This is a genomic window from Lacticaseibacillus sp. 22 (assembly GCF_055413445.1).
In genome coordinates this window covers 113,904-127,204 of the sequence record NZ_JBVAYD010000003.1, presented here as the reverse complement: position 1 = coordinate 127,204, position 13,301 = coordinate 113,904, and the positions used below count along the sequence as shown (strand labels likewise).

Sequence of the window (13,301 nt, the reverse complement as noted above, 5' to 3'; positions counted from 1 at the left end):
TTTGATCTCAAGACTGCATCGACAAGGTGTGGTGTTGGGGTATCGGCCTTAGCGATCATTAGGTGCTAAGGCTGTTTTTTTATGCTTTTGGGTTGCTTGGCAGTGTGATCGTGTAAAATAGGACTATCATTAACAAGCAATCGCAGCACATGTGATTAAGATGGAGGTAGCGATGACGACGAATACACGGATTGAATCAGACACTTTGGGACCGGTTGAAATTCCGGAAACGGCTTTATGGGGACCGCAGACTGAACGCAGCCGTCATAATTTTCAAGCCGGACCGCTTATGCCGTTGCCGCTCATCAAAGCGCTGCTGCAAATCAAAAAAGCGGCAGCGCGGGCGAATGTGGCAGCTGACGTTTTGCCTGCTCCCAAAGGCCAACTGATCACGCAGGCTGTAGACACGTTATTGGCTTTGCCTGATGAAAAATTACAAGCTGATTTTCCGCTGCATGTTTACCAAACAGGATCCGGCACCCAAACAAACATGAATGTGAATGAGGTTGTCAGTCATCAGGCAGCCAAGCTCAATCCTGACTTACCCATTTTACCTAATGACGATGTTAACCATAGTCAAAGTTCAAACGATACGTTTCCGACGGCGATGAACATTACGGCTGCGATTGCTGTCAATCACTTGATGGCTGCTGTTGATGGCTTGATCGCGGCATTCCAAACGAAAGCCAAGCAATATGACCATACCGTTAAAATTGGGCGGACACATTTGCAGGATGCCACACCGTTAACTTTTGGCCAGGAAGTCAGCGGTTGGATTGCGATGTTAGCGCACGATCGAACGGCGATTGAACAGTTGAAACCGGCACTTTTTCGTTTGGCCATTGGCGGTACGGCGGTTGGTACCGGATTAAACGCAGCGCCAAACTTTGGGCGGATTGTGGCCGGGCGTTTGAGTGATGTCTATCACTTGCCACTGACCGCCCAAACAAATAAATTTGCGGCATTGGCAGCCCATTCTGAAATCAGCAATGTTCACGGGGGTATTAAGACATTAGCCGCCGATCTGTTGAAAATTGCCAATGATATTCGGTTTCTGGCAAGTGGTCCACGAGCAGGTTACGGTGAATTGCGGATTCCAGCCAATGAACCGGGAAGCTCGATCATGCCTGGGAAGGTGAACCCAACGCAAGCAGAGGCACTTACCATGGCTGCGGTGCGAGTGATGGGTAATGATACCACGATCACGGTTGCCGCCTCCCAAGGTAACTTTGAGCTGAATGTCTATAAACCAGTGATCATCAGTACGTTTCTTGAATCGACGACGTTACTGACACAGACGATCACCAGCTTCACGCAAAAACTTGTAGCAGATTTGACCGTCAATGCCCCGCGCATGCAGGCACTCGTTGCGCATTCCTTAATGACGGTGACTGCCCTTACGCCGCATATCGGCTATGAAAAAAGTGCGGCCATCGCTCAGCTAGCTGAACGCACGGGAACGGATCTCAAGGATGCGGCAATTCAAACCGGTTACGTGACTGAGGCGGAGTTTGATGCTTGGGTTGACCCGGCTAAAATGACTGGAATTTAAAGCCAGACACCACTGATCAATAGCGAAAGTCACGATTGGAGCGAGCAACATGAAAAATCAAAAAATGGGATTCTTCGGGTTTTTGATCATCATCTTTATCATTGCCATGTTGGTACAATATTGGTATATCTTTGTCGCAGTCCTTGTCCTTGGCGGTGCGGCTTATTTGTACTACTATCGGCGCCAACAAGCCATTGCAGCCCAGGCAGCCAAAACGACCCAAGCCCAAGCAGCGGAGCAGGCGACTATTGCCAGGCTAAAGGCATACAAAGATCTGTTAGATACCGGAGCCATCACGCAGGAAGATTACAATCACAAAAAAGCCGAGCTGTTACGGCTCGACTCACATGAAGAACTTAAATTTTAAAACGGTGGCCAATAACTTAAGGGTTTAATGTTCGTCATTGGTTGCGGTAGTTAACGGAACGCCTTTAGCACCGCCGGAAATACTTTCGATAAAATCGAGGAAAGTTGGCGCAATTCCCAACTCGTCAAGGTCTTCAGGGGCGATCTGATAGCGGATCGCCTTTTCGTCGTGGGCAAGTATTTTTTGCACCCAATGTGGCTCGCGAATCATTTCATGGCCGATAGCAACCAGATCAAATGCTGCCGCGGCTTTTTCGGCTTCTTCAGGGGTCTTGATACCGCCAACCACAATGATCGGAAAGGCGCCGGCGACATGATCGCGAATAACGTCATTGATGATGGCAGGATTATCCGGATCACGCAACGATGTCCGCCATACGTCAGACTGGGAGACGTGCAGGTAGTCGATTTTGGTGGCTTTTAAAGCATCAATGAGCGCTAATGTGTCGTCTAAAGTGATCCCGGGCTGCTCTAACTCTTCCGGTGAAATGCGGTAGCCCAACAGGAAGGGACGGTCGGCAGTTTCGGCAATGACTTTTTCCGCTTCATGCACCACGGCTAAGGGGAAACGCATCCGTTTTTCTCGCGTGCCGCCCCATTCGTCGGTTCGCCGGTTAGAATGCGGGGAGTAGAATTGCTGAATCAGGTAGGTGTTAGCGCCGTGCAATTCCACGCCGTCAAAACCGGCTTCGATTGCCCGACGCACCGCCTGACCGAAATCGTGGATGGTCGCTTCAATTTCTTCAGTTGTGAGGGCTCGCGGCGTTTCATAACCAGAACGAGGCGCGGCAACCGCACTGGCACTGACGGGTTGCTGCCCGCGCAAAATCTTGCTATTGCTCATACGACCAGCACTAAAAATCTGCAAAACCGCTTTAGAGCCGCCTGTTTTCATCGCAGTTGCCAGACGACTTAGGCCGGGAATGAACCGATCATCGGCCACACTTAACTCGCCTTCAAACCCCTTCCCAAGCGGATTAACATTGGCGGTTCCGGTAATGAAAAGGCCAACGCCTCCAGCGCGCTTTTGATAATATTCAATTTCGTCTTGCGTGACCGTACCATCTTCAAAAGAAAGCCGAGTCGTCATCGGCGGAATGACAATGCGGTTCTTCAGGGTGATGGGCTGATTTTTGAATGTAAAAGGTTTTAGAAAAGTATAATCAGACATATAAACTCCTTTGAAAAGATTCAACGCGTTTAACGCTGCTGAGTGACCGGACGCAACAGCACTTCGTTAACCGCTACATTGTCTGGTTGATCAATGGCGTACAAAACCGCGTTGGCGACATCGGTAGCGGTGAGTCCGTTATTTTTCTCATCGGCTTCTACTGCTGCGCGGCGCTTCGGATCACTGATGGTACTGAACAACTCAGTATTCACAGCGCCCGGGGAAATCATGGTTGTTTTAATGTGGTTGGCGGCCTGTTCCTGACGCAAACCGTCCATAATTGCCTGAATTGCCCACTTAGTGCCGGAATAAACAGCAGTTCCGGGATGCACGATATGACCGGCCACAGAATCAGTCGTAATGATTTGGCCACTGTGCTGTTCGATCATATGCGGTAAAACAGCGGCGATGCCATAAAGGACGCCCTTGATATTGACATCAACCATCCGTTCCCATTCATTAACTTTCAACTCAGCCATTTCTGAAAGCGGCATAAGACCGGCATTATTGAACAAAACGTCAACGTGTCCAAATGTCTTAATGGCTAAGTCGACTAGGGATTTGACTTGGTCTTGATTCGTGACGTCGGTTGCTTGGTAACGAATCTGATCGTTTCCAAAAGGTTCCGCCAACTTGGCAAGGCGATCCTCACGCCGCGCGCCAATCACTAACTTTGCACCGGCTTGTGCCAATACCTGCGTGGTTGCAGCGCCAATACCGCTTGACGCGCCGGTAATCACGACGACTTTATCTTTAACAGTCATTTTGAACCCTCCTGATAGTTTCTGCTAATTAAAAATAAGTGTTATCACCTTTAAATTAACGCGCCAAAAAGATGCTGACAAGTCGTTTTATTGAAATTCTCATATTAGCTTGACCTTAAGTGGACTTTAGGGGATAGAATTGAGGTGTCATTGGATTGTGGGCGGACGGTGGCGCTGGGGGTTGTGGCCGGCGCACGCTCACCATAACGCGCTCCCCGGCGCAGGGGCTTGCGTGTAAGGACCTTGGTCGCAATGGCCAAAAAGCCGGCCATCACGCCCAAGGCCACTTACACTCCAGCCCCTAAGCGCGCCGGCTCGCGCTCACGCTATAACTCGTTCGCCAGCGCAGGGGCCTGCGTGTAAGGACCTTGGTCGCAATGGCCAAAGCCCGGCCATCACGCCCAAGTCCGCTTACACTCCGGCCCCTAAGCGCGCTGGCTCACGCTTACTAAGAAAGGAGTTTTGCTGTCATGAAACAAGTGCAATTAGGTGGTTCTAATTGGAAAGCTTCCAGTGTTGCACTGGGAATTATGCGGATGAATGTTTTGTCTCCGGAAAAAGCGGCTTCGGTTTTGGATAGCGCTTATGACGATGGAATTAATTTCATCGATTCGGCGGACATTTATGGTCAAGGCAAGTCGGAAGAGGTTTTTGGCGAAGCTTTGAAACAAGCTAAAGTTAACCGCGATCAGTTGTATATTCAGTCTAAAATCGGGATTGTGGTAGATCCAAAACGTTCACACGGCAGCTTGGTTTTCGGCAAACGCTATGACTTTTCCAAAGAACACCTGTTGTCAGCGGTTGATAACATTCTGCAGCGCTTGCAAATCGACTATCTGGATTCGGTTTTACTGCATCGTCCGGATCCATTGATGGAAGTTGATGATGTGGCGGCTGCGTTTGATGAATTGCAGCAAAGCGGTAAGGTGCGGCATTTTGGGGTTTCTAACTTCAATCCCGAACAAATTGCGCTGTTGCAGGAGAATCTGCATCAACAACTTTTGATTGATCAAGTTCAGTTCTCAGTGGCCCACACTGGCATGGTTGATGCGGGCATGCATACCAACATGGCCGATGACCGGTCTGTTGATCATGATGGGAGCTTGCTGCCATATCTGCAACGCAAACATATGACCTTGCAGGCATGGTCGCCGTTCCAGTACGGGATGTTTGAAGGTACCTTCATTGACAGTCCCAAGTTCAAAGCATTAAATGACGAGCTGCAAAAAGTCGCCGATCATTATCACACGAATAAAAATGCGATCGCTGTTGCGTGGTTACTGCGGCATCCGGTGGGCGTTCAGGTTATTCTCGGTTCAATGAATCCTGAACACATCAAAGAAAGTGCAGAAGGTGCCGATATTACCTTGACGCGGCAGGAATGGTATGACATTTACTTCGCGGCTGGCAACGATTTGCCGTAATGGTCAAGACAAAAGAGGCACTTTTCATGTAGGTGCCTCTTTTTCGTTACGGCTTTAATCAGGTTGCAGTAGATGGCGCTTGATTTTTGGCTCGTCCAGGTGCATACTCTGGAAAAATTCCTTGATGCAACTGTACAATGGTAGCAGGGTCTATCGTTTTAGGAGGCAAATGTCATGTCAGACAAGAAACAAGCGTTATTCGAAATGTTGAGTAAAGCATATAGTAGTCCGGCCGTGAAAGCTGATGCCAAATTAAAGCAAATAATCGAATCCAACGCGAAACAACTGGAAGATGCAGAGGACAAAACAGCCTATGTCGCAGTCGTGACCCAGCTATCGCATGATATTTCCAAGTATTATCTCATTCATCACGCGATTCCAGCCGAGATGATCGCCATTTTCAATGCGATCAAGGCGGATGTGCCGGCAGATCAGGTCAATGCCAAGCGTTATCGCGATCAGGCGCTGGCTGCTGGGCTAGTCGCTTTTCCAATTGTCTGGGGTGGCGGACATTAAGTAGCCGGATGGAATATGAGCTTGTTCGATGCTGATGAACTGTGTCATTTCAGCCTTTTTACGACTATGCTGAAATACGCGCTTCCGATTAGTCGTGGTTAATGCACCACGGCTTTTTCTATGCGCTTTGGACCGGGCGATTTATGTCCCCAATAACGTTAATCGGCGAAAAGGCTACGTTTATCGAAAGTTTGCCCTGAAGCTTGATAGATTTGGTATATTGCAGTTAGCAATTCAAGAAAACGCTATCTCAACGCAAATACTTATCGACCAGACATGGAGGATCGCTCATGAATATGGTGCAACGAAATCAGATTCTGTTTATTTTGACTGGGTTAAACCTGAGTCTGAAAAAAGCGGCTAGTGGTGGTCTGATGGAGACAGAAGCACAGGAAGTTGTGGATGAGGCCTTAGCTATTTTAAAGCGGCCTAATGTGCTCAAGAATCGAGCCGCAGATTACGCCTTGTCGCGACTATACGCACGGTTTACGCGATTAATCGGCTTGCAAGGAATGAAACTTTCAGCGGAGGCCAATCAGTGGTGGCAGGCGGTAAAAGATTTTATGGAAAATGACATTCATGGCGAGTTGAGTCAGGTAGGCGGGCCGCACTTTATTATTTAGACAGTTGTTGCCCAAGCCATGGTCTGATTCCAGTAACCGGCCCGAAAAGAATTCGCTTGTAGCCGCGTGTTTCCACAGAATTAAGGAACACGTGGTTTTTTTTGCTCAAAAAAGATTTGCCATATTAGTATAAACGGAATATACTAAGTGAACCATAGAAAGGGGCATCTCATATGAGCAAAGAAGAAGACAAGGAATTAATCAATGATGGCCTGGCTGACGACACCGTCATTGAGGAAACAGATGCGGCAATCACCCAATCGCAGCGCATGTCAGCGACTCAAGTCATTATTTTAGGTCTGGCACTGATTGGGGCTTTTCTAGGTGTGCTTGACACATCGATTGTTTACACGGGTACCGTTAAAATGGCGGCACAATTGCATTTGAATGCTGGCGCGTTGTCTTGGGTGCAGGTGGCCTATGCGCTAACTTATGCTGGGCTGATGCTAGTAGGCGGTAAATTAGGCGATATTTACGGACGCAAACCATTGTTCATTGCGAGTTTAGCTATTTTCGGAGTTGGCAGTCTGGCAGTCGGGGCAGCTACCAATGCGCTTGTCATGATTAGCTTTCGCGCTGTTCAAGGCGTGGGCGCGGCCATTCTTGCACCGAACTGTTTGGCTTTGTTAACAGACACCTTTCAAGGAAAAGCACGACAGCGGGCAATCGGCTACTATGCTTCCGTCATTGGAGCCGGTGCAGCGGTTGGTTTAGTCATTGGCGGCTTCTTTGCAACGTTTGCGTCATGGCGGGTCGGTTTCTACATGAATGGTCCGATCGCATTAATCATGGTTGGTATTGCGGCTAGATATTTACCTAGTGCAAAACGCCAAACCGGAAAGATTGACTGGATTGGTACGATCTTGTCAGTATTAGCGATGACTTCAATCTCATATGGGTTGGATGGCAGTCCGTGGCCAATCCCCACATTACTGATTTCAGCAGTTCTTTGGATTGCGTTCATTGCTAGTCAAGGTCGCGTTGCTCACCCGACAATGCCACTGGAAATCTTTACGGATAGGGAACGGATGGCTTCTTATGTCAGTTCTTTGTTGTTTAGTGCCGCTGCAATCGGCTTTTGGTTCTACACACCTCAGTTTATGCAAGGCGTCTTAGGATTAACGCCATTTATGACTGCATTAGGCATGGTGCCAATGGCCATCTTACTCTTCATTGTGGCAGTCAAGGCCCGGACCTTCGTTGATCGGTGGCGTAATTCAAGGGTCATGATCTTCGGATTTGTCACGGTGCTACTTTCATTGGCTGAACTGGCAGTGGCATCACGGTTTGCCAATTACTGGTTTTTGTTACTTGGGACACTCGGATTTGCGGTAGGATTCGCGCTGGCATTTGCCACACTCGCTACTTCAGGTTTGGCTAGAATTCGGCCGGAAATTTCGGGAGCTGCATCAGGCGTCTACAACACCGCCCGACAATTTGGCGGCGCTTTAGGACTGGCAATCTTTGCGGCTTCAACTAGCAGCTTAACTAAGATTGCGGATGTATTCGGACAGGCAATGTTGATTGGCGTCGGCATGACCATTGTTGGCTTGATACTTGTCGTCACGTTCATTATTCCGGCAGAAAAAGCCGCCAAGTAACGGTATCATTGGTATAATAGAATATACACAATCGTCTAATAGGAGGTATATTCGATGGCTTTTTCTGTCGCATTCTCGCAAGCACTTGAAATCACGGCCTACGTCAACGCAAAGTCCCAAGCACAACACGAAGACTATTTATCAATTCAAAAGATTTCCGAAATGCTAAACATTCCGGTTCCTAGCATTAAAAAAAATTCGTCTACACTTAAAAAAAGTGGTATTTTAACGTCGAAAACCGGTCTCAATGGCGGTTTGCGATTAGCCAAAACGCCGCAAACGATTACAGTTTACGAAATCTTAACGGCTATTGAAGGGACGGCACCGTTATTTAAGCTTCATCAGGAAATCGATCCAGCTGCGTTTGTCAACGGCGAGCGCGTCACGAGCTGGTTAGCGGCAAGCACCAATGTTTTAAACCAAGCCGAAGATGCTATGGTGCAAGTGCTAAAGCAGACGAGCATTGCTGATTTGGCTGAAGCCGCAGAAGCGTAAATATCGAACTCTAACTTTTCATCGCCTCATTCAAGACTAACGTTGGCGCGTTGGTATTGGATGAGGCGATTTTGCTTACGGCATTTTCAGGATCGTGCAACTGTGGGGCAGTCAGTAAATAGTCAGCAAGTGCGCTTCCATTGGCAAACCTTTTCGGAAATGGGGACGATTAACGCGTTGTCAAGTTTCAAAATACAACGATTATCGGCGAAAACCCGACGTTTAAAAGTTAATGATCCGTAACATGCGCAGCCTCGGTATATTGTGGATAGCGATATCGAAGCTGCGTTGCATTGAAACATGCGAGTGAAGGTGGATAAATGGAAAGAAAACGTCATTTGCTGTTGTCGCCAGGATTTTGCGTTTTATATATCTTGCTTTTGGTTGTGCTAATCAGCGAGCTGCTTTTAATTCCAGCAGTTTACATGCTTAAATTGGACTTCTGGGCTGGGAATATCTTATTTAAAGCCATCATTTTACTGGTGATGATCGCACTTAACTGGCTGCTGCTGAAACAAGCTATCGTCTTGAAAGTGACACTTAGGCGGCCACGATTGAAGCCGGTTGTCATCTGGGGACTGATCTTGATGCTTATCGGTTGGTTCACGGTTACAAGTCGAACACCGATTGACGTCTTGCAAGCAGCTGTGATTGGTACCATTGCCGCTGTTCCAGAAGAGTATTTGTTTCGTGGCGTCATGCTTGGCGGTTTGATTCGGGCGTTTTATGTTGCCCATCATCGCCATGCCAAATACCAACTCTTATTTTGCATAGGGTTAAGCAGTCTTGTTTTTTCATTGGCTCACCTGAGTAATTTGCCTGCTCAAGGGCTTGTGATAACAATTGCCCAAGTGATCCAGGCATTTGGCATGGGGGCTATTTTTGCAGCACTTTATATTCGCTATGGATCGTTGCTTATGCCAATATTGATCCATTTTTTGATTGATTTTGTTATCACTTTGGTTAGTGGACCGTATCCGAAAGAAGCGCCTAGTGATCCCAACGCTATGACGATGACGATTGTTCACGCATTCCTTATTGCCGGGATTTACCTAGCGATTGCACTGCGACTTTTTCGCCGTGGCCAAAACAATGAAGAGTTTCTGGCACGGTTATCGCATTCGTAGCGCGGCTGTCTGTATCAATTATGATAGAACGAGTTTAAGGAGAAAAACGATGCCTACGCGACTGACTAAACTAGTCGATTATGGGTTGATAATCGCTACCATTATTTTCGCCATTTATACGGTCACATCGGCAATTGGATGGACCAATCATGGCAGTTTTGTGACGCCAATGCTGATTTTGATGACGTTATTAATGCTGTTGAGTGAGCGGGAGGAAAAGCAGAAGAAAGCGTGAATCAAAAAAGATTTTGGCGCTGCTTATTAACATTTACTGTCGGTTATATGTGTGCAGTTTGTCATCACTTCCCCGGCGAATGGATGCACATGCTGGCCGCGAGCCTGATCGCCTTTCTAAGTTGGCTTAAGACTGGATGCTCACAGTGGCGAAAAAGACATGGGTAAAAGTAAATACAGTTGCAGTTGCTTGAGTTTTGAAGAGAAAACGGTAATATCCAAATAATCGTCGGCTTTTCAACAATAAACGTCAAAATTCGGTTTTTTACGACGGTTTTCTTGCAAAAAGCGACGTTAAAAAATCTATTCCCACAAACTTGGCTGTCTACTTTATATTGATGGGGAAGAAGGGAAGTCCTTCTAACAAAGGGAAAGGAGGAAAATGGGATGACCATGCGAACAGGACTAGCTTTGAAGGAAATCTCGGGAAAAATGCTTGAATTGACGACCGGCGGGAATGTTCCTTTATTTAATTGCAGTGTGGATTCACCAAACGAACGCCATCCGCCAGCTTACGAATCGGCATTTAAGTATAAACTGCCGATTGTTCATCCAATTAAGGTGGCGACTTAAGCAATAACTTAGGCTGATTAATACATTGACAGGCTCATAAAGAAAAAAGGAGGAAGAACATGGATCATTTAAAAACTTTAAACACAGCTGACTTAGCAAGCATTTCTGGTGGCGATAATGGTAATCTGTGGACCTTTATCGGGAAGGCCATTGGTTCAACCGCGCGTGCTTGGGCTGAAGGCGCCATGTTTGCACCAGCCATTGGGCCTGCCAAAGAGATTGTTGACAAACTTAACGGCAATTAGTATCCGGGATGAATAGGCACTCGAACGGGCGAACGTATGAATAAGATAAATCTTTTAATGTTAGCTACGTTTATCTTGGTATATCTATTAGGTGTTTTGGTATATACGTGCTGTAAAAAAGATGGTCACTATCGCGTTTGGGATGATAAATATCTCGACAGTGAGCATCAGATAGCCTTTAAACGTGCTTATATTTTGAATGCTATCTGGTTTATTACCTACGCTTAAACTTTGAGTGCTCATTTCAATGCCTAAGCCGTACGCTGTAATGCTGCCATACAAACCCATTAGTCGAATTTCGATGGTAAAGGTCAAGCGGCTTTAATCCAGGCATGCCGCTGATGACGCCATGGTTGTATTTGCAAAAAGTTGTGCGGTAGATGAGCATTTTTTCGCCACAATATCCATAACAAAGACTTTTGGATCAACTGGCGAGTAGTTTCTTACAAATACAAGGAGGTAATTTTAATGACTAAGTTGAATGAAGCTGAATTGAGTAAGATTTCCGGCGGTATCGGACCGCTCGCAATCCCTGTCGCTGCTATTCTTGGATTCCTGGCAACAGATGCGTGGAACCATGCTGATGAGCTGGTAGCTGGGGTCAAGCAAGGATGGGAACGATCGTAATAACGGTGCGTTGATTTTTAGCGTTGTCGCCGTTGTAAAAGTATCTCTGCCCAGAACAAGCCTTTATCTGTAGGCGAGTATGTTCTTACCGTCATTGCTACGGCAGATCTGGCAATGCACGGCGCCAAACGTGTTACAAGTGAAGGTGCACTAGCGCAACTTTTTTGGAGTGAAAGATGAAGAAATTGAAATGGTTTTCTGGTGGGAATGCACGGGCTGAACAAGCGATACAGCTTATCGATGAATTGCTTCGCGACTTAGATGACAGTTCTTCCCATAGTGATCGCTTACGGACAGTGCTAAGGAACAATAGAGAGGCCTTAATTCACAAGCAAGCAGCTGTTCCATTTATTTTAAGCCGCATGAATCTAGAAATCTCTAATGCCCTGTTGCAAAACAATATTTTGTTAACCGAGCAACAATCTGATAAATTCGAGCAGCTTTCTTCGCTGGCGAATATCAGATATGGGTACTAGAAGCCACTACTAAAACGGTGAGCGCGCTTGATTATGGTTAGGTTCACTGATTCATTTGGTGCAGATCAAACTCCGATTGCGATGCTGGTTGGTATGGGCTTGTTGTCAATGGATGATGCCTAAAAGGTTGTCCAATTTATAACGGCGACTTAGGCAAACTAGTTTCGAATATAACGGTCTAACTTAAAAAGACAGAGCCAAAACTGATCGGTCGATAAATGATTTAGTGATGAGCAAAGCGGAGGTACGATGACGATTCTTAAAACTATGCACACATGGCTTAATGAAGCTTCTTTCTGGATTATCGTTTGTATCTTTTTCGGCGGGTTCTCGCTCAGTGATAGCTTAAACAAGCTGATTGTCGATTGCTTGGGTTTTGATTTTTTCATCGTCCGGGCGTTCATTGAGATGCTTTCAATCTTCATTGTTTTGATTCTTTTCTCCAAAATAAGTGTCGCATCTTCAAAGGTTAAAGACCATAAACGCTCTAAATAACAAATTTTCCTTGTTTGATTTCGAAGTATTGGTAAGGTGGCAGCGTCATTGTCAGTAGGAAGCCTGTCAGCTCAAGGAGACAGTAACTATTGTGACACAGCTATCTGCCAGGCCAGAATAATGCAATATCGGCTGTTCATGACGGTAAATGAAATTTTAGGTGACTCTACTGATATTTGGAAACTGCTTTTAGTGTCAGAATCTTGTTACCTTATGTTCTATTAGCCAAAAACGCAAAAGTCTCCTGATTTGTATTGAAACAAAAATACAAATCAGGAGATCTTGCGCGTGAGTACGGCAGAACAGATGCTAATAAGATGAGCTTTCAAAACCAACGATTGTTTCTTCTTCCTGACAGCAAAAGGCCTTTCGGAAATAGCATTAAATAGCTAAAATGGTGTCATTTTTGTGATTTCTTGCTTGTATGACCGACCTTAGCAGAACGTATGGTATCTCCGAACCTGTGCTCGCTAATTTGCCGCTTCAATGTAAGTTTAAAAGAAAACTCAAGGAGCTTTGCTTATGACAGTTGTGTTATATTCTATGCTTTTGATTCTGGCATTTTTCTTCACATTCGTATTTGTAACTGCGATCAGCTGGCAGATGATAGACCTCTTAAGACATCGGCTTCATGCGCGAACATCTTTTTGGGAGAAATGTTCCCAATTGATGCAGTTGGCCATTAGTATATTGCCTTTTTCTTAGAAGGTGGGAGAACATAAAGAACAGGTTACTAATGGATTGCTGAAAGAAGTAAAAATAAGTCTGTTTGTAAACGAGGTGAGCGTAATCGATCAATTTGCAAGATTATCATTCCAACAGAAAGTGTCGTTGCTTGTCGCCATTGGGGTTTTAATAATGGCGTTTTGGTACTTTTCACCGGGAATTTTAAAGGGGATTTATGACGCTGGAAACGGGTCAGTCGATAGCACGTTGGTTGAAGTAGAGCTGATGAAGGAGTAGCACTGTGAATCTTTATTACGCAACATGGCTTATCTTTTTGGCAACTTTG

Annotated in this window: 16 protein-coding genes; 14 read left to right on the top strand and 2 right to left on the bottom strand. The window is 46.1% G+C overall.

Going from position 1 to position 13,301, the window contains the following annotated elements:
- The first annotated feature begins 172 nt into the window (after positions 1–172).
- Positions 173–1,552: a class II fumarate hydratase gene (locus tag ACWP87_RS02885; protein ID WP_014570094.1), complete on the top strand. Its 1,380-nt coding sequence runs from the start codon at positions 173–175 to the stop codon at positions 1,550–1,552.
- A 49-nt stretch (positions 1,553–1,601) separates the two neighbouring features.
- Complete coding sequence (locus ACWP87_RS02880) at positions 1,602–1,919, top strand: SHOCT domain-containing protein (RefSeq protein ID WP_014570093.1); 318 nt, start codon at positions 1,602–1,604, stop codon at positions 1,917–1,919.
- Between the two features lie 24 nt (positions 1,920–1,943).
- Here ACWP87_RS02880 and ACWP87_RS02875 read toward each other — a convergent pair whose 3' ends face one another.
- Entirely contained in the window at positions 1,944–3,089 is a 1,146-nt protein-coding gene (locus ACWP87_RS02875; RefSeq protein ID WP_014570092.1) for an NADH-dependent flavin oxidoreductase, read from the bottom strand.
- Between the two features lie 29 nt (positions 3,090–3,118).
- Complete coding sequence (locus ACWP87_RS02870) at positions 3,119–3,853, bottom strand: SDR family oxidoreductase (RefSeq protein WP_014570091.1); 735 nt, start codon at positions 3,851–3,853, stop codon at positions 3,119–3,121.
- A gap of 470 nt (positions 3,854–4,323) precedes the next feature.
- On the opposite strand from ACWP87_RS02870, the gene ACWP87_RS02865 reads away from it, so the two are divergent.
- From ACWP87_RS02865 to ACWP87_RS02810, 12 genes are all read left to right on the top strand, one after another.
- Positions 4,324–5,277: an aldo/keto reductase gene (locus tag ACWP87_RS02865; protein WP_005686835.1), complete on the top strand. Its 954-nt coding sequence runs from the start codon at positions 4,324–4,326 to the stop codon at positions 5,275–5,277.
- A gap of 174 nt (positions 5,278–5,451) precedes the next feature.
- Complete coding sequence (locus ACWP87_RS02860) at positions 5,452–5,793, top strand: bacteriocin immunity protein (RefSeq protein WP_005686837.1); 342 nt, start codon at positions 5,452–5,454, stop codon at positions 5,791–5,793.
- A gap of 290 nt (positions 5,794–6,083) precedes the next feature.
- Positions 6,084–6,416: a hypothetical protein gene (locus ACWP87_RS02855; RefSeq protein WP_014570089.1), complete on the top strand. Its 333-nt coding sequence runs from the start codon at positions 6,084–6,086 to the stop codon at positions 6,414–6,416.
- Positions 6,417–6,589: 173 nt separating this feature from the next.
- Positions 6,590–8,017 carry an MFS transporter gene (locus tag ACWP87_RS02850; RefSeq protein ID WP_014570088.1) on the top strand — a complete coding sequence of 476 codons (1,428 nt, stop codon included), beginning with the start codon at positions 6,590–6,592 and terminating at the stop codon, positions 8,015–8,017.
- 54 nt (positions 8,018–8,071) lie between these two features.
- Complete coding sequence (locus ACWP87_RS02845) at positions 8,072–8,512, top strand: RrF2 family transcriptional regulator (protein ID WP_014570087.1); 441 nt, start codon at positions 8,072–8,074, stop codon at positions 8,510–8,512.
- 320 nt (positions 8,513–8,832) lie between these two features.
- Positions 8,833–9,639: a CPBP family intramembrane glutamic endopeptidase gene (locus ACWP87_RS02840; protein ID WP_014570085.1), complete on the top strand. Its 807-nt coding sequence runs from the start codon at positions 8,833–8,835 to the stop codon at positions 9,637–9,639.
- Positions 9,640–9,688: 49 nt separating this feature from the next.
- Positions 9,689–9,874 (top strand): hypothetical protein, encoded by a 186-nt coding sequence (locus ACWP87_RS02835; RefSeq protein WP_005711129.1) that lies wholly within the window; start codon positions 9,689–9,691, stop codon positions 9,872–9,874.
- 386 nt (positions 9,875–10,260) lie between these two features.
- Entirely contained in the window at positions 10,261–10,446 is a 186-nt protein-coding gene (locus ACWP87_RS02830; protein WP_014570084.1) for a hypothetical protein, read from the top strand.
- Between the two features lie 59 nt (positions 10,447–10,505).
- Positions 10,506–10,691, top strand: a complete 186-nt coding sequence (locus ACWP87_RS02825; RefSeq protein WP_014570083.1) for a bacteriocin — start codon at positions 10,506–10,508, stop codon at positions 10,689–10,691.
- Between the two features lie 468 nt (positions 10,692–11,159).
- Positions 11,160–11,318: a class IIb bacteriocin, lactobin A/cerein 7B family gene (locus tag ACWP87_RS02820; protein WP_005686855.1), complete on the top strand. Its 159-nt coding sequence runs from the start codon at positions 11,160–11,162 to the stop codon at positions 11,316–11,318.
- A 176-nt stretch (positions 11,319–11,494) separates the two neighbouring features.
- Positions 11,495–11,794, top strand: a complete 300-nt coding sequence (locus ACWP87_RS02815) for a bacteriocin immunity family protein (protein WP_014570081.1) — start codon at positions 11,495–11,497, stop codon at positions 11,792–11,794.
- Positions 11,795–12,997: 1,203 nt separating this feature from the next.
- Positions 12,998–13,252 carry a hypothetical protein gene (locus tag ACWP87_RS02810; RefSeq protein ID WP_162467050.1) on the top strand — a complete coding sequence of 85 codons (255 nt, stop codon included), beginning with the start codon at positions 12,998–13,000 and terminating at the stop codon, positions 13,250–13,252.
- The last annotated feature ends 49 nt before the right edge of the window (positions 13,253–13,301 follow it).

What these genes read in the sequence shown, in the direction of transcription:
- ACWP87_RS02885 (WP_014570094.1), top strand. Translation starts at nt 173, where the DNA reads ATGACGACGAATACACGGATTGAATCAGACACTTTGGGACCGGTTGAA.
- ACWP87_RS02880 (WP_014570093.1), top strand. Translation starts at nt 1,602, where the DNA reads ATGAAAAATCAAAAAATGGGATTCTTCGGGTTTTTGATCATCATCTTT.
- ACWP87_RS02875 (WP_014570092.1), bottom strand. Translation starts at nt 3,089, where the DNA reads ATGTCTGATTATACTTTTCTAAAACCTTTTACATTCAAAAATCAGCCC.
- ACWP87_RS02870 (WP_014570091.1), bottom strand. Translation starts at nt 3,853, where the DNA reads ATGACTGTTAAAGATAAAGTCGTCGTGATTACCGGCGCGTCAAGCGGT.
- ACWP87_RS02865 (WP_005686835.1), top strand. Translation starts at nt 4,324, where the DNA reads ATGAAACAAGTGCAATTAGGTGGTTCTAATTGGAAAGCTTCCAGTGTT.
- ACWP87_RS02860 (WP_005686837.1), top strand. Translation starts at nt 5,452, where the DNA reads ATGTCAGACAAGAAACAAGCGTTATTCGAAATGTTGAGTAAAGCATAT.
- ACWP87_RS02855 (WP_014570089.1), top strand. Translation starts at nt 6,084, where the DNA reads ATGAATATGGTGCAACGAAATCAGATTCTGTTTATTTTGACTGGGTTA.
- ACWP87_RS02850 (WP_014570088.1), top strand. Translation starts at nt 6,590, where the DNA reads ATGAGCAAAGAAGAAGACAAGGAATTAATCAATGATGGCCTGGCTGAC.
- ACWP87_RS02845 (WP_014570087.1), top strand. Translation starts at nt 8,072, where the DNA reads ATGGCTTTTTCTGTCGCATTCTCGCAAGCACTTGAAATCACGGCCTAC.
- ACWP87_RS02840 (WP_014570085.1), top strand. Translation starts at nt 8,833, where the DNA reads ATGGAAAGAAAACGTCATTTGCTGTTGTCGCCAGGATTTTGCGTTTTA.
- ACWP87_RS02835 (WP_005711129.1), top strand. Translation starts at nt 9,689, where the DNA reads ATGCCTACGCGACTGACTAAACTAGTCGATTATGGGTTGATAATCGCT.
- ACWP87_RS02830 (WP_014570084.1), top strand. Translation starts at nt 10,261, where the DNA reads ATGACCATGCGAACAGGACTAGCTTTGAAGGAAATCTCGGGAAAAATG.
- ACWP87_RS02825 (WP_014570083.1), top strand. Translation starts at nt 10,506, where the DNA reads ATGGATCATTTAAAAACTTTAAACACAGCTGACTTAGCAAGCATTTCT.
- ACWP87_RS02820 (WP_005686855.1), top strand. Translation starts at nt 11,160, where the DNA reads ATGACTAAGTTGAATGAAGCTGAATTGAGTAAGATTTCCGGCGGTATC.
- ACWP87_RS02815 (WP_014570081.1), top strand. Translation starts at nt 11,495, where the DNA reads ATGAAGAAATTGAAATGGTTTTCTGGTGGGAATGCACGGGCTGAACAA.